The organism is Parabacteroides caeci (assembly GCF_023656795.1).
Lineage (GTDB): Bacteria > Bacteroidota > Bacteroidia > Bacteroidales > Tannerellaceae > Parabacteroides > Parabacteroides segnis.
In genome coordinates, this window is record NZ_JAMOKT010000008.1 from 138,564 (window position 1) to 156,839 (window position 18,276).

Genomic DNA, 18,276 nt, shown 5'->3' on the forward strand with positions numbered 1-18,276 from the left:
CATGGAACAGACAAAAGAAAAGGTATTCACCAAAAAGTACACAAATGCAGATTTTTATGTAGGCGGAAAGTTCAACGGCGAAGTCGCCCTGAAAGCCTATCTCAAAATGTTTGAATTTTATGGAGTTCCCTTTACAGACTTTATGAAGGAGAACATGTGGATATCCGATTTCGGCTTAGGAGATTTCGAACATGCCGGTATGGCCGGCGTATTTTGGGTTAACGACCCGGTTAACCGCCATTTCGGACACGAAATATATCTGTTACCCGGACAAATGATCCCGGAACACCGTCATGTGGCAACCCCTGAGTATCCGGCTAAATTCGAATCATGGATGGTACGCAACGGATCGGCTTATAATTTCGGGATCGGTGATCCTACCCCCAATCCTCCGGCATTGCCTGAAAGTCAGAAAGAGGCTATCACCGTCTCCAACTTCACTTATATGAAAGTCGGCGATATACTTCCGCTGAAGGAACTCTTGTCTCCTCATTTCCTTCGTGCAGACGACAATGGCGCCATCATCTCAGAATTTGGAACATACCAGGATGGGAACGGATTAAAATTCACCAATCAAAAGGCTGTGTTCACAGACGTGCTACGTCCTTAAACAATCAGGTGACCGTATAATCCCGTACGGTCACCGCAAATCCTACCGGTTATTCTTGATCAGGTTCATAAATTCCTCACGCGTCTTAGCCTGCTGGAAGAAACCTGTAAAGTCGGAAGTTGTCGTCAGGGAATTCTGTTTCTCCACACCGCGCATCTGCATGCACATGTGCTGTGCTTCGATTACCACCATGACACCCAGAGGGTCCAACGTTTGCTGGATGCAGTCCTTGATCTGCATAGTCAGGCGTTCCTGGATTTGCAGGCGGCGGGCAAAGATATCCACTACCCGGGGAATCTTGCTCAGACCCGTAATATATTTCTTGGGAATATAAGCGACATGGGCCTTTCCGAAGAACGGAAGCATATGATGTTCACACAGAGAAAAGAAATCAATATCTTTTACAATAACCATCTGCTTGTAGTCCTCTTCCTGAAACATAGCGGAAGCTAGTACCTTTGCAGGGTCTTCGTTGTATCCTTTGGTTAAAAACTGCATAGCTTTTGCTACACGTTCCGGCGTTTTGATCAGACCTTCACGTTCGGCATCTTCGCCCAACAGGCCTAATATTTGTTTGTAATGGCCGGCCAGTTCTTCGCGTGCCGCCAAGGTCTTGTCGTCTATTTCTTTTGTCATTTCTATAATTATCCGTGTCAGGCACGGGGACAAGTTTCTTATTTTCTTAGTTAATTCAATGGGATTTTTACTTCTTCCCGGACAATATACATTTCTTTTCCGAACGAAGGGAAAGCAGTCATCAACAGGCGTTGCATATGATATGCTTCTTCGTGTGAACGGAAATCACCTACACGCAGTTTCCAAAACGGTGCGGTATAGCTGACATAAGTCGGGACATCAGGGAAAAGTTCCTTGATCTTCTTTTCTTTTTCGAACGCTTCATCTTTCGACTTACGTTGGCTATTTCCGGAAAACACCTGTGTCCGGAATCCCTGTATCTTCAGGAAGGCAGTACTATCCGTCTTCTCTACATTATCACCATACAGGCGTACTCCCACCATTTTACGAAGGGCCTCCGGCTGATTGACAATCACCTCGCCTTTACCGGGCTTCGATGTTTGCAGGTCGTCAAAGATCGTCTGTGCCGATCCGTCGACACTCGTTTGTGCTGACGCCCCGGTCACACAAACCAGTAACATGAATAAGAAAGTGATACAAGGGGAATTCTTCATTGTGATTTATTTTTATGTTCAAATCGGGAGGGAAAGAGCGTTTACCCTTTCCCTACAGGATAATGTCATTAAAATGCTTCAATGATCGGCATGAATTTATCAACAGCCAGAGAAGCACCACCGATCAGACCACCGTCTACGTTCGGTTTAGAGAACAATTCTTTAGCATTGCTAGCATTACAGCTACCGCCATACAGGATTGTGCAGTCGTCAGCCACTGTATTGCCATATTTTGCAGCCAGTGTAGCACGGATATGAGCATGGATTTCTTCAGCCTGTTCTGCAGAAGCAGTCTTGCCTGTACCGATAGCCCAAACCGGTTCGTAAGCCAATACGATCTTACCGAAATCTTCAGCAGAAAGGTCGAACAAAGATTCTTTGATCTGAGCGTCTACCACTTCGAAATGTTTACCGGCTTCTCTTTCTTCCAGTACCTCACCGATACAGAAGATCGGAGTCAGACCGTTAGCCAAAGCCAACTGAACTTTAGTTTTCAGAATTTCTGGAGTTTCGTGATAGTAAGCACGTCTTTCAGAATGACCCAGGATTACATATTTAGCACCTGTAGAAGCAACCATAGCAGCAGAAACTTCACCAGTGTAAGCACCTTTTTCTTTGTCAGCACAGTTTTCAGCAGCTACACCGATCTTATCAGTATCGATAGCAGCAGCAACGCTTGCCAGGTGAGTGAACGGAGTACCGATGATTACATCACAGTTGATAGCTTTGCCTTTCAGAGCTTCATTTAATCCTTTTGCTAATTCCAGACCTTCCTGAAGAGTTGTGTTCATCTTCCAGTTTCCTGCAACAATATTCTTTCTCATGATTTAATTAATTAAATATATAAATACAATAAAATCTTTTATTCAGCCTTCTCCTTCCGTCTCCGGCGGAATCGGAAAAAGTCATATACCCAAACGAGCAGCAAAGGTACGGTAAAAGTCAATAAAATGGTAATAAGCCAGCCATCTTCTTTTTCTTTTGTTTCACTCAGGTTCAAATGATCTTCGATCTCAGCCTTCACATGTTCCTCGTCCGGGATATCGTTATAATGCCATTTGCCCATCACAGTACCGTCTTTCAACAATACCAGTCCGGGATTAGAACGGACGATCGTCTTCAATAATACCTCATCCGCCATACGGAACGGATATTCGGCACCGGTATTGTCGCTCCATTCGTCAATCATTTCAGGAGAGGAACCGGTCACACAATAGAAAGGCACTTCATATTCCAACGCATAATCGTACACTCCGTTTATCTCGTCGATCTGTTCATCATCCGCCTTTTCCAGTTTCGGAGCGATCAGCAGCAGAACCGGCTGCGGATTATGTAATATTTCATCGGTGACATCGTCTCCTTCGGCGTTATAGATATTAAAGGAAGCCACAGGAGGTTCATATCCCTTCTTTATCAGTTCGGTCTTCGACTCTACAAATGTCCAGGTACTGTCATTTTGCGGATAGTTTTCCAAAGAAAATTCTTTCTGTACGCCATCTTTCTCATAGACAAAAGTATATTTATACTCATCTTCGGGAGCGCCATCGGGTATTGCCATTAAAGAAGGGATATTAGCCCCGATCTTATACGGACGAAAATCCATGACCGGCAGATGATTGTAATTCCAGTAAGCAAAACCGAGACAGAAGAAGTAAGAAAACAACGCCACGAACCAGTAAACCTTGTAAGTAAAACACTGGAACATCTTGCCGCAATTCATAAATACCATAATAGCAGCAGCCGAAAGAACCAGGTTCTTGAAAAACGTCTCCCAATTCGTAATAACGACTGCATCCCCGAAACAACCGCAGTCGGAAACCGGATTGAATATCGCAAGATACAACGTCAGCGGCGTCATGAACGCCATGAAAAGTAAAACAAGGAAAGAGTTGTAGCGGCGGTATACCCCTAACAACATACAAACACCCATGGCAAACTCGGCAGCCGAAAGGGCAAAAGATGCCAGGACGGTAAAAGGCTGCAACATATCCAACCCGAAAGAAGTCAGATAGTCGCCTATCTTGATCGCACCTCCCGTCGGATCGACCGCCTTCACAAAACCGGAGAAGATAAACACGACCCCGATCAGCAGACGGCTGCATTCTGTCAGTATCTTTATTGCAGTCTCTTTATAGTTCATATATTATTCTTCGCCATATTCGAGTTTGATCAAACCGAACAAGGCGTAATTAATCATATCCATATAATTGGCATCTACACCTTCCGATACGATCGTCTTGCCACCATGGCTTTCTATCTGTTTGGTACGGTAGATCTTCATCAGGATCAGATCGGTATAGGAACTGATACGCATGCTGCGCCAGGCTTCATCGTAATCATGGTTCTTGGCATACATCAACTCTTTGGTTTCCGTTATGTACTTATCGTACAATGCCAACGCTTCCTCATTCGTCATATCGGTCGTATCCGAAAAACCTTTTGCCAACTGGATCAATCCGATCACTCCGTAATTAACGATCGCAACAAACTCCGGACGTATCCCTTCGTCCACCATGCTCACCCCTTTTATCTCGAGGCTGCGGATACGGTTTGCCTTAATAAATATCTGGTCGGTCACAGACAGGGGACGCATAATCCGCCAGGAGGGACCGTAATCTTTCAACTTCTTTTCGAACAACTCCCGGCATTGGGAGATCACTTTCTCGAATTGCTCTTTCGTATCAGCCATATACTAAATATATTATGCCGCAAAGATACGAAGAACTCGCAAAAAAACGGCAAAATTTGGATAAATAAAGTAAGTGTTTGGTATTGAGGAGAGTTAAGCCAAATTCTTCTATACCTTTCCAAATCGCTAAAATGCAGGATAATGAAAGGTTAAGAGAAAGATTTGCTACTTATCCGTTGCCTTTTTTAGCCCCGGATAATCCGGCAAAATAACGCTTAACCACCTGCGGTTTTACCGTTCACCATGCAAAGAACCCTATATTTTGCCCGTAAAGATAACCGTTTTTTTCCGTTTTTCATGGAAATACAGGTTATGTTACCGGCATCCGGGGTTTTATTCTTTGTTCCGCTATAATTTTCATAACTGTAAATAACTCTATATCAAGTAATTTTGCAACATAAAAAAATAGAGTTATGAAACAGACGGATGTAACGGTTACGTTCTACCTCAAAAAGAGCGAAATGAATGACGAGGGACATTGCCCGGTCATGGCGAAACTTGCCGTCGGCAAATTTTCAGAAGCGGCTTTTAGTGCGAAAATGTCCGTACCCGCTGCACTGTGGGCATCCGGACGTGCCACGGGTAAAAGTAACGCCGCGCGGGAAATCAACCGGCAACTGGACGATTTGCGAGCTTCAGCCATTTCCATTTATGACGAACTGTCAGCCACCCGTGAGAATGTAACGGCTGAAGAAATAAGGAATCTGTTGTTGGGGACGGCTTTCGGGCAGGAAACCCTGTTGGGTTATTTCCGGACGTTCATCGAACATTTCGAAAAACGTGTCGGCGTGAACCGGGAAAAGGGAACAGCACAATCTTACCGCTATGCTTGTAACTGTGTGGCTGCTTTCATCCAGGAGAAATACAAGTTGTCGGATGTTCCTTTCACGGCCCTGAACCGTTCATTCATCGACAACTATGACCTCTACCTACGCACGGAGCGCCGCTTTGCCCTGGGAACTATCGTGTTGCTTGTCACACGGTTGAACACGATTGTCGGGGAAGCCATCGCGGAAGGGATTATCACTGCCGACCCGTTCGCGGGGTATGAAGCCGAACATCCCGAGCGGGAACAGAAATACCTTACCGCCGCAGAGTTACAACGGCTGATGACCACACCCCTGCACGACCCGAAACTCTACCATATCCGCGACCTGTTCCTCTTCTCCTGCTACACGGGTATCCCTTACGGGGACATGTGCCGCCTGACGACGGAGGATCTGGAAGTGGCCGAGGACGGTGAGGTATGGATCAAGACCGCCCGCAAGAAGACGAAAATCGACTATGAAGTGCCGTTGCTCGACATACCGTTGCTCATCCTCGACAAGTACCGGGATATGGCCCCGGAAGGAAAACTGCTGCCGATGTACAGCAACAACGAACTCAACCGGACACTGAAACGTATTGCCGCCATTTGCGGAATTGAACGGAAACTCGTCTTTCACTGCGGACGCCATACCTACGCCACCGAGATCACGCTTTCGCATGGTGTCCCGCTTGAAACCGTCAGTAAAATGCTGGGGCATAGCCGCATTTCCACGACGCAGATTTACGCCAAAGTGACCGATGACAAGATCGACATGGATACCCGGTCTTTAGAGGAAAAGATTGCCGGCCGCTTCTCCGTAGCTATTTAATCTATCATTGACAATCAAATTCACAACGATTATGGAAACGAATAATAAAGAGATAAAACGCCGCAGCACGTTCTCCCTGCTGTTCTACATCAACCGCACGAAAGTCCGCAAGGACGGAACATGTAAATTGTTATGCAAGGTAAGCATCGACGCCAAGTCGGCCCCGATCAATATCAACGCGTTTGTCGATCCATCGCTTTGGAATCCGGAAACCAAAAGGGCGAACGGACGAAGCGAGAACGCCCGAACGGTAAACCAGGCAATAGAGAAACTGACCGAAAAAATCACCGGACATTACCGTCATATTCGTAAAAGCCTCGGTTTCGTGACGGCCGAGCTGGTCAAAAACGCCGTGGAAGGAATCGGGCAGAAACCGTTCACCCTCCTTGCCTTGTTCCGCGAGCATAACGAGGAGTTCCGCAAGCGTGTCGGCGTGGATCGCAAGGAAGAAACTTATGAAAGTTACGAGAACTCCTATAATATTTTAGCCTCCTTCGTGAAAAAAAGGAAGGAAAAGGAGGATGTAGCGTTGCGGAGCCTTGACCGGGAGTTCTACGATGATTTTGAAATATTCCTGCGTACAGATCGTGAAATGAAACCCAAGACAGTACACGAGCATCTTTACCGGTTGAAAAAAATGACCAAGCGGGCTGTCAGTCAGGGTACACTCCGGCGCGACCCTTACGGGAAGCTGCACCCGGAACTGCCCCGGCGCAAGAGCCGCCATTTGAAACTCGAAGACCTCAAAAAACTGATGGAAACTCCCGTCGGTAAACCCAACCTCCAGCGGGTGCGGGACTGGTTTCTCTTCGCTACCTTCACGGGGTTGTCCTACGCCGACCTGAAACGCTTGTCCGAAAAAGACATCACGCAGTCGGACGACGGAACGTACTGGATACACATCCGGCGCCAGAAGACCGAAACGCCCTCGGCCATCCGCCTGCTGAACGTGCCGTTGCAGATCATCGAGAAATACCGCCACGAGCGTAAAAGCGACAGGATTTTCAACCTCTATTGCCGGGGGTATCTCATCAAGCTCACCAGAGAACTGGGACGGACATACGGCTTCGACATGACCTTTCACAAGGCGAGGCACAATTTCGGGACACATATCACGCTCTCGCTGGGTGTGCCTATCGAAACTGTCAGCCGCATGATGGGACACAAGAGCATTTCCACCACGCAGATTTACGCCAAAGTGACCGACCGCAAGGTGGACGAGGACATGAAACGTCTGAAAGAACAGACCAAAGGCCGGAAAATAAATCTCTACGAGGAGGACGAACCGGAAACGGCAGATATTATAACGGTAAACGGTTGAACAGTATAACAAAAATTGATAAATTTGTATGACTATGACGACAAGAGAACCTATCAGCATTGAAAACGGGCGGGTGGAAATCCACACGCCGGAGAACCGTGTATGGCTCACGCGCCACCAGATTGCCGACCTGTTCGGAGTCTTCGTTCCTGCCGTGGGGAGCAACATCCGCTCCATACTCAAAAGCGGCATACTCCGTGAGGAGCGGGTTTACCGCCGGGAGCGCAACCGTGACGGCGGTATTGTCGAGCTGTATTCGCTCGAAATGATCGCCGCGCTGGCTTTCCGCTTAAAATCCGGGAATGCCGAAGCCTTCCGACGGTGGCTTGTCCGAAGGGCCACGACGACCGCCGTCGTCTGGCAGCTCCCCGGCATGAACACGATATTGAACTGAAAAAGAAGAACGGCCGTGATGGCCGTTCTTCTTTTATACCCATTCCTGTCCCCCGATACATTTCTTCCGGGAATCTTCCAGAAATTTCTGTATCTCGGATTCCATGTATAGTACCTTGCCCTGAATCAAATAATAGGGAATGATCCGCGCCGTGCGGTATTCCTGCAATGTACGCCTGCTGATTTTCAGCAGCCGGGACAATTCCTCGTCGGTGACGAACCGCTCTCCCTTGAGTGTCCGGCCTCCGGAGGATTCCAGTTTATCCAGTGCCTTGCCGGCCTTTTCCAAACGCCGGAAGAGATCCGCCACACGCGGATCGTGCTTGTCGATGAAATAATGGCTCATAACGCGGCGGTATTAGGATAGTGCGACGATTGCAGCAGTTTCCCGACATCTTCCGGTTTGTAGAAGATTTTGTGACGGATGCGGCTGAAAGGCAGCAACCCTTTCTCCCGGTAGGTTTGCAGGGTACGTTTCGATATCCCCAGCACGTCACAGACATCCTGGTTGTCCAGCCATTTTTTCAAACTCACGTCCTCCTGCCTGCGGCATAACGCCTCGGCTTTTCTTTCAATGGCTTCCACGTGCCCTGCCAGCGCGTCGAAAGCCTTCACGTCCATACTTATTATTTCCATGTTCTGTTTCATTTTTTGTTTCCCGGATGCCCAAAAGTACACAAATGAACAGTATCTTGTTATCAGCCAGTGGTATATGGACGTATCCGTCTTAAAAGTGGCAGCGAGTGGCGCCACGTCCGGCGGAAACGATCCTCCGCCGATACGGGATCGGCACGCTCCGATACGCCAATCGCCCGTGAAAGGAAATGTTCGCGGGCGATTTATCATTCCATGCAGGGTGAGCCGTGAACCGACTTTCGCGAGCGTTCACGGCATATCGTTTTCTCCCCGTTTCTCTCCCATAACCTTTTCCTCTCTTTTTTTCATGCCGCGGAGCGCGGTATGGAAATCTGTTGTCAGTAGCAAAGGTAGTTACGGGGCTCACGCTGCTGCAAGATCGGGCCGCGGGGCGGTTTGCCGCAAAATCTTCCTCTTTCCCTGCGGGCGAGCGTATTTTCCGACAAAATCTTGCAGCAGCTATCCCCGACACCTTTTGATGCTACCGAAACAGATTCCATCCATACCGGCTCCGCTACGGCATAAAAAAAAAGTCAAAGGTTATGAGAAACGAAGAGAAAAATAAATGGAAACAGAAATCCTCCAACCTTCCACTTGGCATAAAGGCAAAGGTCGGGTTGGCGGTAAAGGTCGGGGCGGTGGCTTTGGGCTTCCACGTGTGGGGTATCGACTTTATTTGGGTCGTTTTGGGCTTCACGTTCTGTTATGACATCCTGCGGGGCATTTTCTCCTGCCTTGTTTCTCTCGTGGCTCTAACCGGCTTTTTCTATTTCCTATTCACTCACATCTTCTAAATTATTACAGGTATGACAAAGTACATTTCATTATTCGGAGCGACTACCACGGACACACGGGTGCAGGTAGTCAAGGAAAACCAGGTAATCATCGGTATCGGTGCGGGTGCGAGCAGAAAGCGTTACGTCGTTTACAAGGTGGAACACACCGCCCGTGGCTACGTGTACCACATGGTCGATACCGAAACAAAGGAAATCAGCCAAACGGACATTCTGCGACCCCTCTCGCAAACATTCGGTATCGGCAGGTACTACGACGACGTGAACCCCGAGTTCATGGACGCTTTCGAGGTGGCTTTGCTCGTGGGGCAGGCGGAAGAGCAAGCCACGGCGCAAGCCATCGCCGCCGCCAAAGAGAAAGCCGAGCATGACCGCATAGCGGAAATAGGAGCGCAGAGGTTACGCCGCATCATGCCCGAAGGGGTGCAGGGCGTAATCATCGCCGAACTCAACGAAACGGAATACACTGACCCCTCTTACGAGTGTTCGACCACCCGAAGCGTGCGTACCGTCATTCTCGGCTTTTCGGCCACCTCCCGCAACGGCTTCGGGGAGTTGAGAAAGGCGGCGGCCAATTTCCCGCAAACGGCGCACCTCTCCGAATACGACCCCAAGAACGAACACCGCTATCCCGTTTTCACGCTCGGCAAAAGTCCGAAATACGGGTGGAGTGTCTGCAAACTGACCCACTACACACGTGAAGGGTACATCGACAGGCTGGCATATATCGCAGGAAACGAGGAGAATATATGTCTGCCCGAGCCGAAAGACGAAAAACGGGCGGAACGCACTGAAACGAGCGTGCAAGGCGGGTTTATCATCGTGGACTATTCCGAGAAGGCGATAGCCGTATTCGGGGACACCAAGCCCGTCAAGGACGCCCTTCACGCACTCGGGGGACGCTTCAACGCACGGCTGACGCATGACGGGCAGAAGAGAGCGGGATGGATTTTCCAAAAGACCAAAGAGGACGAGGTGCGGCGGCTTCTCGGAAAGGACGAATAAATGTTGAACACGGGGCGGCTCGCCGCCCCACAATACCAAAAAATCATGGCACAAGGAACAGATTATTTCAAACTGACGATACAGAACTATCTCGACGCACGGGCACGGGAGGACGAACTTTTCGCACCCCGATACGCCAACCCGAAAAAGAACATTGACGATTGCTGCACTTTCATCATCAACCAAGTACGGCAGAGCGGTTGCAACGGGTTTGCCGACGAGGAAATATACTCTATGGCACTCCACTATTACGACGAGGAGGACATCGACATCGGCAAACCCGTCAGTTGCAAGGTAGTGGTCAATCACACCGTTGAACTGACCGAGGAGGAAAAAGCCGAGGCACGGCGGAACGCCATACGGAAGGCCGAGAGCGAAGCCTACGCCAAGTTGGCGAAAGCCAAGTCCAAACCCAAGAAAATCGAAGATAACAAACTAATGCCCAGTCTATTTTAGTTATGAAACCGAGAACAAAATTCCAACAGAGCGTTGTGGCGGCAAGTAAACACCTGCCGCCGCTTACCCCCGCACAAATCGAATGGGGGTACAAGAACTGCATCGAGCATATCGGACGCCGCACGCCGAAAGGACTTATCACCTGCACCGAGTGCGGCCACACGTGGCAGAGCGAAAACGGAGAACTCACGGACAATCTGTTAGGGTGCGAGTGTCCGCACTGCCACACCCCGCTGAAAGTGGAAACCACCCTGCGCCGCAAGTTCAACGATTACGAGTATTTGTGCATCGTAACCCGCTGCAAGGGTTTTCAAGTCCTGCGCTTCGTCTATATCGAGTGTTGGGCGAAAGTGGGACAGACGCCCGTTTACACCCATATCGAAGCCGTACAGCGGTGGATTGCCCCCGACGGACGCTCCGCAACCTTCGCACGGCTGCGCCCGATGGGCTTCTTCGTTCACGGGTGGAGTTGGTCGAGCGCATTGGAACTGCGGGCGGAGAACGACGGGAAATACAACATCACGCCCACACGCATCTATCCCCGACAACGGCTTATCCCCGAACTGCGCCGAAGCGGCTACGGTAAACAACTCCCCGATGTAACCCCTTTCGACCTTATCCACCTGCTGCTCTCGGAGAACAAGGCCGAAACGCTGCTTAAAGCGGGACAAACGGCACTCGTGCGATTTTTCGCCCGTTCCTCCCGCAATATCGCAGACTATTGGCCGGCCATCCGTATCGCCATCCGTAACGGGTACGCTATCGGGAAACCGACGGAATGGTGCGACTACATCGACCTGCTGCGATTTTTCGGGAAAGACCTGCATAACGCCCATTTCGTGTGTCCCGCAGACCTGCCCGCAGCGCATGACCTCTACATGGCAAAAAAACGGCGGCACATGCAAATGGAACGGCGGCAGGAGGAACGGCGCAAGGCGTTGGAACAGGAAGCCTCGTTTGTCGAAGCCAAAGGGCGGTTTTTCGGAGTGGAGTTTTCCGACGGGGAAATCTGCATCAAGGTATTGGACAGCGTTGAAGCCATACGGCAGGAGGGCGAGGCCATGCACCATTGCGTGTTTACCAACGAATACTATCTGAAAGCCGACTCGCTCATACTCTCGGCCACAATCGACGGCAAACGTATCGAAACGATAGAGGTGTCCCTAAAACGCATGGAGGTCGTGCAGAGCCGTGGCGTGTGTAACAAGAATACCCCATACCACGGGCAAATACTGAAACTGATGAAGGGGAACATGTCCCTTATACGGAAACGAATGACAGCATAAAAATCGGGGCGGCGAAAGCCGCCCGCAAAAACAAAATAGAATGAACCAAATAGCATATAAATTCGTGTCGTGGGACGTTCCCGCACTCGAAAGCCTTGCAGGCTCAAAAGCGTACATATTACGCAAACGGCTCAATGACGGGGGAACGCTCACCCGTGAGGAGAAAGACTGGATTACCCGTGAGGTAAACCATAACACCTATTTCAAGGACTCCATTCCGCTTTTAGGGTATCGTTTCAACTTTGTCGATGTACTGAAAACATTCGTGGTAAAGCAGTACGGGCATTACACGGAATACAAGGGCGTGGACAAGACGAGCATACGCTCCATGTTGTACGGCAGAGTGGAAAGGATTGTCGAATTATAAAATCGGGGCGGCGAAAGCCGCCCTACAAAAAAAAATATAACAATGAAAATCATCTATAAAAGCTACATGGCACGCCCGCTCAAACCCTTCGGGGAGTGGGATTGGGAAGTTCGGGAAGCAGTCAAGACGGCCCTTGCGCTCGTCGAGGGGAAAAACGGGTTCAAAACCCATTCCGAGATATGGCGAAGGTGCAACCTCGTCATTACCGTGGGACACAACATCTACACCACGAGTATCGAGATACGACCACCCGAGCAGGACGTGATACGCCGCAGGAGCAACTGGCATAACGGCTACGCCTACTACTGCAACGGCGTGTTCTGGGCGAACATGAGCAGGGTTAGAGTGGAACTTGTCTGATTAAAAAATTTCGGGGCGGCAAAAGCCGCCCGTAAAAAGCGAGAATATGAAAACGAATGAAGTAAACAAGGAAATCTCCTATGAAACGCTGCTCGTAACCTTCGGCGAGGGTATCGGGCGGCTCAACACCATGTTCGACGACCCGCAGGTGTGGGGCGTTGCCACGCTGAAGCAGTGGATCGACGGGTATGAAACTACGCGCTTCACCGAAATCGACGACCGAACGGCGGTTATCACATCCGAATACAACATGGACAGCGTGAAGGAATGGCTGCAAAAGAACACACCGATTATCAACCTGGAAAAACGATAAAATCATGCGCAAGTACAAATTATTCATCGGCTACCGGCTGCTGGGAGAGTTTTCCGGTATATGGGAAGCCAAAAATTTCGCCGCTGAAAGCGGCATGAGCGGAATTTTCTCGCTCGTGGGAGAAAATTACCGGGACAGTTGGTACGAACCAAAAAAACAGGACAAGAATGGAAACAAAGATTAAAGACATCACGGGAGCGGAAATAACCGTTACCGACTTAAAAGAGGCGGTACGCCAATGCCGGGAGTGCCTCGCAAGTCCCTACCTGATGCCCTCGGGGCATACCGTGGGGGAAAACCATGCCTACATGTTGCGGCAACTGCTCGCCCTGCAAAGGCGGAAACGGGAACACGGCAGGCAACGGCCGTGAAAATACGACGCGAAAAAAATCGGACGATAACTGAAGTGCACCCCAAATATTGGACGGATTAGTATTTGTTTAGATGGCATGAGTTCGGTATTGTACCGGGCTCATGTTGTTTAAGTATTTCTTTATCCGCTTGTTATTGTAGTAGTCGATATATTCTTCCAATTCTTTTCGGAAATGGTCTATGGATGAGAATTTTTGCAAATATAATAATTCGGACTTCAATAATCCAAAGAAACTTTCCATAGCAGCGTTATCCAGACAGTTACCCTTGCGCGACATGCTCTGTGTAATACCTTTCTGTCTTAAACGGAGCTGATACTGCTTCATCTGATACTGCCAGCCCTGGTCGGAATGCAAGACAATACCCGGAGAATCCGGTATTCTGGCAAACGCATCGTCCAGCATCTTCATGATCTGCATAAAGTTAGGGCGTTCAGCTATTTTATAGCTAATAATCTCCCGGTTATATAAGTCCATAATCGGCGATAGATATAACTTTACGCCGCAAACCGAAAATTCCGTAAGGTCAGTAACCCACTTCTGATTCGGTTTTTCGGCTGCAAAGTCGCGTTGCAGAAGATTGGGCGCTATCCGTCCGATCTGTCCTTTGTATGAACAGTATTTACGGAGCCTGACCTGACTTTTTATCCCGCAAATATTCATCAGCTTAAGTACGGTTTTGTGATTTATCGCATATCCGATCTTATTCATTTCAACGGTAATGCGCCGATAACCATAACGCCCCTTATGTTCGTGATATAACCTTATAATACTCTCTTTTTCGCGAGCATATTTATCGGGTTGTTTTGATTTTCTGAAGTGATAATAAAATGTGCTTCGCGCCATCCCTGCGGCTTTGAGCAATACTGAAAGCCGGCACTGCGGCCTTAGTCCTTCGATGGCTTGGGCTCTTTCCCGCTCTCGCGGACAATGCGCTCCTCGACTAAGGCCTGCAATTTTTTTAAGTAAGCATTCTCGGCACGAAGATACTCCAGTTCCTTAAGCAACTCTTCGTGCGGAGTCGTTTTGAGTTTGACTTTTTTAGTCTTCGATTTACTCATGGCCGGCCTCCTTCTTTGCGGTTTACGCCGCAGGCCTTCAGCACCTTGGTTTTGATAGAGCCGCTCCCATTGACGAATAACAAAAGGGCCCGGAATGCCGAAATGCACTGCTGTCTCCAGCAAAGATAGATGATTTTGGTGCATATGCTTCAAAACTGACAACTTAAATTCTGCACTGTAGCTACCGTGGCGCAGCTTAAGGCCGGTAAGGCCATGGCGCTCGAATAATGTTACCCACAAGTGAACTTGCGAGCGGCCACAGCCCAAGTGACATCCGGCTTCCCTAACCGAAAGTCCGCCTTCGAGTACCAGTTTTACGGCCTTTAAACGAATCTCATAATTATATTTCATAAAAAACACCCCAAAAGTGTCCAACTTTTGGGGTGCAGTACAAACAACCGTCCGATTTTTTTGTTTCCCGTCAATCGACCGCCGTATGGTCGCCCAGCTTCCCGTGCAGTTCACGCCCGATATGTCCGGCAATGCCACGGGGAGAAATTTCAGAGATTGAACCCCACCCGCCATGCGTGTATATGCACGTCTTGAGCGGTTCGGTACGGGAAAGGTAGAACAGATAGCCGTTGCGGAGCAGGATGCCCACAAACACCGAGCCGACCTCGATGTCGGCGATCTCGTCAAAACGTATCTTCCCGTCATTGTATAATACTGCCGTGCCATCCGCATCGGGAATGACGAACAGATCGTCTTCCATGACAATCCCGTGCAACTCGATTAGCGACCCCAGGCATTCACTCGCCGATACCCGGTCGTAATCACCCTTTACCTCATTTGTCGATTTCGTTTCCATATCGCTTTTCTTTAGGTTCAGACAAATACCATACGAAAAAGGCGTGAGAATACGTTAAATACCGGCATTGAGGTACAGCCAAGCACCCATCCACTCGATAGATAATTTCTCCCCACGCCGCTATCGCATACGCTTGACGCATATAGACACGACGATGAAGAAGAGAACTACCCATTATTTTGCGAGCGGATTAAAATTTGGCTGTTTTCAATGCCCCACCATAATGTGTTCCTTCCGTATGTAAATCGCCCGGCGGCACGCCGCCGGAGGATTCGATTGCAAATATAACGATTTCATCCGGGTATCGGCGACAACACGTGCGATTTTTAACAACCTTCCTGCCAAAGAACTACCCGCCGTCCTACAATTTCGGCCCCCGGGCGGGTTTGCGGGGCGCGACCTTCGGCTGCGCCTTCTTCTCCCTGGGCGGTTCGACGATCCGCAGTTTGAGTTTCTCCGTCTTACGGTCGTAACGCACCTCGCAGCAGTCAATCTCACCCGCAACCGACGTCCACACGTTGTTCACACGCACCGCGCCGCCCGAGTAGAGGGTCTTGTATTGTTCGTATTCGAGCGGCTGCCGCAATTTCGCGTCCACCTGACGGTGGAACGAATAGATATTACGTCCCTTCGCTATCTCGTCGGGAACGTAAACCCGCAACTCGGGATGGGCGGCCTCGGCATAGAGGCACAGATCCGCCGTGCGAAGCTCCCTCGGAACCCACTGGATCATCCTCGGGTCGCCCCGCACGGCCGTATCGGCCACGAGCGGCGTGATGGCCGTGCTGGGAATGTCGTACAGCACCCCCGCATCCTTGCGAACGGCCTCCAACGCCACCTCCTCCGTTACAAGCCGGCGGTTCAGGTGCAGGATACTCATCAACCGGTGTATCTGCTGCGGGTCGTCCTGCTCGCGGAACACCTGCAAGACCAGGGCGGGGTCGCTCAACGCGCTGATAACCGAGAAATCGGTTTTGTCCTTCCCGTAGGTACGCTCGAAAGCCTCCCGGCTCATCTCCGGCGTCCTGGCTTCGCGGGGGACGCCTTTCAGGTTTTGCGGGTTCTCCCGCACCAGGCTCATGTATAGATCCGGGCTTTTCATGCTCTCGGGCAGGTGGGCGATGGCATAGGGACTGCGCCGTATGGCCTCCATGCACAACTCCGGCGTTTTCCACTTCTCGGGGACATATTGCAGGTAGCTCCCGTCGTGCCCGACGGCCCGGCGGCACATCTCCTCGTTCTTGGCGTGGTCGGGAAGGTTGTAGAACAGCTCCGGCTCCAGGGCGAAGATCTCCCGGGCCACCCTCGGCGTGACGTGTGCCGGGTTCATGTGCTGCAAAAAATCGAAGGTCTTATCGTAATTCGTGCAATAGAACCCCAACACTTTCAGGTGTATCTCCTCGAAGGGGATATAGCGGAGGACACGCAGGTCGTCGGTACGGGCCAACGCCCGGTTGCAGACCTCCGGCGTGAGCTGTTCGGGGTTGAAAAAGCGGATGGCCAGGGGATCGCGCTCCAGCGCCATCCCGCACAGACGGTCGGTTTTCAGATGTTTCGGAACGTACTCCAGTGCCAGGTAGTTCGAGGACACGGCGGCCTCGCAGACCCGTTCCGTGCGTAATTCCTCCGGCACTTCATGGAGCAGGATGCCGTCCCCGCTGACGGCACGCAGGCAGACTGCCTCCGTGCGCAGTTCCACCGGCACGAGCGAAAGGCAGGACGCGTCCATCCCCACGCCGTGAAGGGCCAGTTCCCCGGTCATGACCTCCGGGGCAATGGAGGCGAAAATCTCGAACTTGTCCACGAACGACATCCCGAATTTTTTCAGCCCTTCCAGGCATATATCGGGATACGGAATGTAAGGGAGTATCTTGTAATCGGCACTGTCCACCGCTTTCAACGCCGCACGGCATATTTGCGGCGTCCTCAATTCCCCGGGGACGGCCTCCAGCACCAGACCGTTGCGCTTCACGGCCGCCATGCACAGTTCGGGGGTCTTCAGCCCCTCCGGAACGTAATACAGCGCGTAGCTGTTGCTATCGACGGCGGCACGGCACATTTTCGGTGTCTTCAGACGGTCAGGGACGAATTTCAGTGTTTCGCCCCGGTGGCCGGCCGCGGCAAGACAAAGTTCCGGCGTTTTCATCGCTTCGGGAACGAACTCGATGTTGAAAGCCGATTTCTTGATGGCGAAACGGCAGACTTCCGCCGTTTTCCGATCCTCGGGCAGCGTCTCGAAAAGGTTCTCGCGCCACGGGTTCTCGTACACCCCCGTATCGAGATAGGCTATATCTATTCTCTCTTGCTCTGTCATGGTTTTCAGTATTTATGGAAAGCGCCCGGGTGACGGGCGCTTCTCTTGGTTAGACATATTCCGTTATCGTTCCGTTTCCTCCGTCCCGTTCTCGCTCTGGAACGTGAAGGAGGTCTTCACGACCTGACCCGTGTTGTCCTCGACATAGACGTCGATGGTCTGCTGGTCATCGCTGCGCGATGTGTAATAGAGGCGGAACACCTCACGGTCGAGCGGATAGCGGTCGTTGGGCAGGAACACCGTACCGTCGTCCATCCTCAACTCACCGCGCCCGTCGGGCTGGAAATAGCGGATCGTGTAACGCGCGCCGTCATATCTCCCCTCCCGCACGAGCGTGCAGCGGATTTCAGCGGTTTCACCAACGGAGATTCGCTTCTGAACGGGCATCGTTTCCAGAGAGAACGTGTACGCCTGCTGTATATCCAGCCCGTTGTCGCAGGATGCGCATAAAAGACCCAGGGCGGCGATCCAGACCGCCAGGGCCAATATCTTTTTCATCTTTTTCATGTCGCTTGCAAGTTTAATGGATTATGAATTTCACGCCATATGTTAGCTTTCAATTTATGTTGTATAATAATTGTATTTAACTTGTGAACAGTTAGTTGTGTGTTTTGGGAACAACATATTTATTTATATAATCCATTGAGAAAAGCTATGATGTCAGG

25 protein-coding genes are annotated in these 18,276 nt (G+C 50.4%); 13 read left to right on the top strand and 12 right to left on the bottom strand.

Going from position 1 to position 18,276, the window contains the following annotated elements; all coding sequences use genetic code 11:
* Position 1 precedes the first annotated feature (1 nt).
* Positions 2–610, top strand: coding sequence for a cupin domain-containing protein (locus NBH15_RS06225; protein WP_250822217.1), 609 nt, complete (start codon positions 2–4; stop codon positions 608–610).
* 42 nt (positions 611–652) lie between these two features.
* On the opposite strand, the gene folE is transcribed toward NBH15_RS06225, so the two are convergent.
* The 5 genes from folE to NBH15_RS06250 form a co-directional block, all read right to left on the bottom strand.
* Entirely contained in the window at positions 653–1,246 is a 594-nt protein-coding gene (gene folE, locus NBH15_RS06230; RefSeq protein ID WP_010801487.1) for a GTP cyclohydrolase I FolE, read from the bottom strand.
* A gap of 50 nt (positions 1,247–1,296) precedes the next feature.
* Positions 1,297–1,800: a cell division protein gene (locus NBH15_RS06235; protein WP_046145613.1), complete on the bottom strand. Its 504-nt coding sequence runs from the start codon at positions 1,798–1,800 to the stop codon at positions 1,297–1,299.
* 68 nt (positions 1,801–1,868) lie between these two features.
* On the bottom strand, positions 1,869–2,624 hold the full coding sequence (gene tpiA / locus NBH15_RS06240; protein WP_250822218.1) for a triose-phosphate isomerase: 756 nt from the start codon (positions 2,622–2,624) through the stop codon (positions 1,869–1,871).
* Positions 2,625–2,662: 38 nt separating this feature from the next.
* Positions 2,663–3,940, bottom strand: a complete 1,278-nt coding sequence (locus tag NBH15_RS06245) for a BT_3928 family protein (RefSeq protein WP_250822219.1) — start codon at positions 3,938–3,940, stop codon at positions 2,663–2,665.
* A gap of 3 nt (positions 3,941–3,943) precedes the next feature.
* Complete coding sequence (locus tag NBH15_RS06250; RefSeq protein ID WP_007655754.1) at positions 3,944–4,489, bottom strand: DUF1599 domain-containing protein; 546 nt, start codon at positions 4,487–4,489, stop codon at positions 3,944–3,946.
* Between the two features lie 413 nt (positions 4,490–4,902).
* Between NBH15_RS06250 and NBH15_RS06255 the strand changes: the two genes are divergently transcribed.
* Genes NBH15_RS06255 through NBH15_RS06265 form a run of 3 tightly spaced genes read left to right on the top strand, consistent with a single transcriptional unit; the run spans position 4,903 to position 7,841 of the window.
* On the top strand, positions 4,903–6,126 hold the full coding sequence (locus NBH15_RS06255; RefSeq protein WP_007486356.1) for a site-specific integrase: 1,224 nt from the start codon (positions 4,903–4,905) through the stop codon (positions 6,124–6,126).
* 31 nt (positions 6,127–6,157) lie between these two features.
* Positions 6,158–7,447 (top strand): site-specific integrase, encoded by a 1,290-nt coding sequence (locus NBH15_RS06260; RefSeq protein ID WP_007568639.1) that lies wholly within the window; start codon positions 6,158–6,160, stop codon positions 7,445–7,447.
* A 28-nt stretch (positions 7,448–7,475) separates the two neighbouring features.
* Positions 7,476–7,841, top strand: a complete 366-nt coding sequence (locus tag NBH15_RS06265) for a virulence RhuM family protein (RefSeq protein WP_007559043.1) — start codon at positions 7,476–7,478, stop codon at positions 7,839–7,841.
* Between the two features lie 33 nt (positions 7,842–7,874).
* Here NBH15_RS06265 and NBH15_RS06270 read toward each other — a convergent pair whose 3' ends face one another.
* Both NBH15_RS06270 and NBH15_RS06275 read right to left on the bottom strand, forming a co-directional pair.
* Entirely contained in the window at positions 7,875–8,186 is a 312-nt protein-coding gene (locus NBH15_RS06270; RefSeq protein WP_004295430.1) for a helix-turn-helix domain-containing protein, read from the bottom strand.
* Positions 8,183–8,476, bottom strand: a complete 294-nt coding sequence (locus NBH15_RS06275; protein WP_004319131.1) for a helix-turn-helix domain-containing protein — start codon at positions 8,474–8,476, stop codon at positions 8,183–8,185. Before NBH15_RS06275 ends, NBH15_RS06270 begins: the two co-directional genes overlap by 4 nt.
* A gap of 542 nt (positions 8,477–9,018) precedes the next feature.
* On the opposite strand from NBH15_RS06275, the gene NBH15_RS06280 reads away from it, so the two are divergent.
* Genes NBH15_RS06280 through NBH15_RS06320 form a run of 9 tightly spaced genes read left to right on the top strand, consistent with a single transcriptional unit; the run spans position 9,019 to position 13,428 of the window.
* Complete coding sequence (locus tag NBH15_RS06280; RefSeq protein WP_004303766.1) at positions 9,019–9,270, top strand: hypothetical protein; 252 nt, start codon at positions 9,019–9,021, stop codon at positions 9,268–9,270.
* Positions 9,271–9,282: 12 nt separating this feature from the next.
* Positions 9,283–10,275, top strand: coding sequence for a hypothetical protein (locus tag NBH15_RS06285; protein WP_007559037.1), 993 nt, complete (start codon positions 9,283–9,285; stop codon positions 10,273–10,275).
* Between the two features lie 45 nt (positions 10,276–10,320).
* Complete coding sequence (locus NBH15_RS06290) at positions 10,321–10,731, top strand: PcfK-like family protein (RefSeq protein WP_009132163.1); 411 nt, start codon at positions 10,321–10,323, stop codon at positions 10,729–10,731.
* Positions 10,732–10,733: 2 nt separating this feature from the next.
* Positions 10,734–12,017 (top strand): PcfJ domain-containing protein, encoded by a 1,284-nt coding sequence (locus tag NBH15_RS06295; RefSeq protein ID WP_017141505.1) that lies wholly within the window; start codon positions 10,734–10,736, stop codon positions 12,015–12,017.
* Between the two features lie 40 nt (positions 12,018–12,057).
* Complete coding sequence (locus NBH15_RS06300) at positions 12,058–12,384, top strand: hypothetical protein (protein ID WP_004295437.1); 327 nt, start codon at positions 12,058–12,060, stop codon at positions 12,382–12,384.
* Between the two features lie 42 nt (positions 12,385–12,426).
* On the top strand, positions 12,427–12,744 hold the full coding sequence (locus tag NBH15_RS06305; protein ID WP_004295436.1) for a hypothetical protein: 318 nt from the start codon (positions 12,427–12,429) through the stop codon (positions 12,742–12,744).
* 46 nt (positions 12,745–12,790) lie between these two features.
* Complete coding sequence (locus NBH15_RS06310) at positions 12,791–13,057, top strand: DUF6956 domain-containing protein (RefSeq protein WP_004295438.1); 267 nt, start codon at positions 12,791–12,793, stop codon at positions 13,055–13,057.
* A gap of 4 nt (positions 13,058–13,061) precedes the next feature.
* Positions 13,062–13,241 carry a hypothetical protein gene (locus tag NBH15_RS06315; protein ID WP_004295439.1) on the top strand — a complete coding sequence of 60 codons (180 nt, stop codon included), beginning with the start codon at positions 13,062–13,064 and terminating at the stop codon, positions 13,239–13,241.
* A complete protein-coding gene (locus NBH15_RS06320; protein WP_004295440.1) occupies positions 13,225–13,428 on the top strand; it encodes a hypothetical protein in 204 nt (67 codons plus the stop codon). The genes NBH15_RS06315 and NBH15_RS06320 overlap by 17 nt, the downstream gene beginning before the upstream one ends.
* 69 nt (positions 13,429–13,497) lie before the next feature.
* On the opposite strand, the gene NBH15_RS06325 is transcribed toward NBH15_RS06320, so the two are convergent.
* From NBH15_RS06325 to NBH15_RS06345, 5 genes are all read right to left on the bottom strand, one after another.
* Entirely contained in the window at positions 13,498–14,385 is an 888-nt protein-coding gene (locus NBH15_RS06325) for an IS3 family transposase (RefSeq protein ID WP_117615371.1), read from the bottom strand.
* A complete protein-coding gene (locus tag NBH15_RS06330) occupies positions 14,316–14,840 on the bottom strand; it encodes a helix-turn-helix domain-containing protein (RefSeq protein WP_032568716.1) in 525 nt (174 codons plus the stop codon). The genes NBH15_RS06325 and NBH15_RS06330 overlap by 70 nt, the downstream gene beginning before the upstream one ends.
* A gap of 70 nt (positions 14,841–14,910) precedes the next feature.
* Complete coding sequence (locus NBH15_RS06335) at positions 14,911–15,297, bottom strand: hypothetical protein (protein WP_004295441.1); 387 nt, start codon at positions 15,295–15,297, stop codon at positions 14,911–14,913.
* A gap of 361 nt (positions 15,298–15,658) precedes the next feature.
* Positions 15,659–17,611 carry a DUF4116 domain-containing protein gene (locus tag NBH15_RS06340; protein WP_250822220.1) on the bottom strand — a complete coding sequence of 651 codons (1,953 nt, stop codon included), beginning with the start codon at positions 17,609–17,611 and terminating at the stop codon, positions 15,659–15,661.
* Between the two features lie 63 nt (positions 17,612–17,674).
* Positions 17,675–18,118, bottom strand: coding sequence for a DUF3872 domain-containing protein (locus tag NBH15_RS06345; protein WP_004295445.1), 444 nt, complete (start codon positions 18,116–18,118; stop codon positions 17,675–17,677).
* Positions 18,119–18,276 lie beyond the last annotated feature (158 nt).

Bases quoted from the DNA above. Each gene is read 5' to 3' on its own strand.
- NBH15_RS06225 (WP_250822217.1), top strand. From the start codon at position 2: ATGGAACAGACAAAAGAAAAGGTATTCACCAAAAAGTACACAAATGCA.
- folE (WP_010801487.1), bottom strand. From the start codon at position 1,246: ATGACAAAAGAAATAGACGACAAGACCTTGGCGGCACGCGAAGAACTG.
- NBH15_RS06235 (WP_046145613.1), bottom strand. From the start codon at position 1,800: ATGAAGAATTCCCCTTGTATCACTTTCTTATTCATGTTACTGGTTTGT.
- tpiA (WP_250822218.1), bottom strand. From the start codon at position 2,624: ATGAGAAAGAATATTGTTGCAGGAAACTGGAAGATGAACACAACTCTT.
- NBH15_RS06245 (WP_250822219.1), bottom strand. From the start codon at position 3,940: ATGAACTATAAAGAGACTGCAATAAAGATACTGACAGAATGCAGCCGT.
- NBH15_RS06250 (WP_007655754.1), bottom strand. From the start codon at position 4,489: ATGGCTGATACGAAAGAGCAATTCGAGAAAGTGATCTCCCAATGCCGG.
- NBH15_RS06255 (WP_007486356.1), top strand. From the start codon at position 4,903: ATGAAACAGACGGATGTAACGGTTACGTTCTACCTCAAAAAGAGCGAA.
- NBH15_RS06260 (WP_007568639.1), top strand. From the start codon at position 6,158: ATGGAAACGAATAATAAAGAGATAAAACGCCGCAGCACGTTCTCCCTG.
- NBH15_RS06265 (WP_007559043.1), top strand. From the start codon at position 7,476: ATGACTATGACGACAAGAGAACCTATCAGCATTGAAAACGGGCGGGTG.
- NBH15_RS06270 (WP_004295430.1), bottom strand. From the start codon at position 8,186: ATGAGCCATTATTTCATCGACAAGCACGATCCGCGTGTGGCGGATCTC.
- NBH15_RS06275 (WP_004319131.1), bottom strand. From the start codon at position 8,476: ATGGAAATAATAAGTATGGACGTGAAGGCTTTCGACGCGCTGGCAGGG.
- NBH15_RS06280 (WP_004303766.1), top strand. From the start codon at position 9,019: ATGAGAAACGAAGAGAAAAATAAATGGAAACAGAAATCCTCCAACCTT.
- NBH15_RS06285 (WP_007559037.1), top strand. From the start codon at position 9,283: ATGACAAAGTACATTTCATTATTCGGAGCGACTACCACGGACACACGG.
- NBH15_RS06290 (WP_009132163.1), top strand. From the start codon at position 10,321: ATGGCACAAGGAACAGATTATTTCAAACTGACGATACAGAACTATCTC.
- NBH15_RS06295 (WP_017141505.1), top strand. From the start codon at position 10,734: ATGAAACCGAGAACAAAATTCCAACAGAGCGTTGTGGCGGCAAGTAAA.
- NBH15_RS06300 (WP_004295437.1), top strand. From the start codon at position 12,058: ATGAACCAAATAGCATATAAATTCGTGTCGTGGGACGTTCCCGCACTC.
- NBH15_RS06305 (WP_004295436.1), top strand. From the start codon at position 12,427: ATGAAAATCATCTATAAAAGCTACATGGCACGCCCGCTCAAACCCTTC.
- NBH15_RS06310 (WP_004295438.1), top strand. From the start codon at position 12,791: ATGAAAACGAATGAAGTAAACAAGGAAATCTCCTATGAAACGCTGCTC.
- NBH15_RS06315 (WP_004295439.1), top strand. From the start codon at position 13,062: ATGCGCAAGTACAAATTATTCATCGGCTACCGGCTGCTGGGAGAGTTT.
- NBH15_RS06320 (WP_004295440.1), top strand. From the start codon at position 13,225: ATGGAAACAAAGATTAAAGACATCACGGGAGCGGAAATAACCGTTACC.
- NBH15_RS06330 (WP_032568716.1), bottom strand. From the start codon at position 14,840: ATGAAATATAATTATGAGATTCGTTTAAAGGCCGTAAAACTGGTACTC.
- NBH15_RS06335 (WP_004295441.1), bottom strand. From the start codon at position 15,297: ATGGAAACGAAATCGACAAATGAGGTAAAGGGTGATTACGACCGGGTA.
- NBH15_RS06340 (WP_250822220.1), bottom strand. From the start codon at position 17,611: ATGACAGAGCAAGAGAGAATAGATATAGCCTATCTCGATACGGGGGTG.
- NBH15_RS06345 (WP_004295445.1), bottom strand. From the start codon at position 18,118: ATGAAAAAGATGAAAAAGATATTGGCCCTGGCGGTCTGGATCGCCGCC.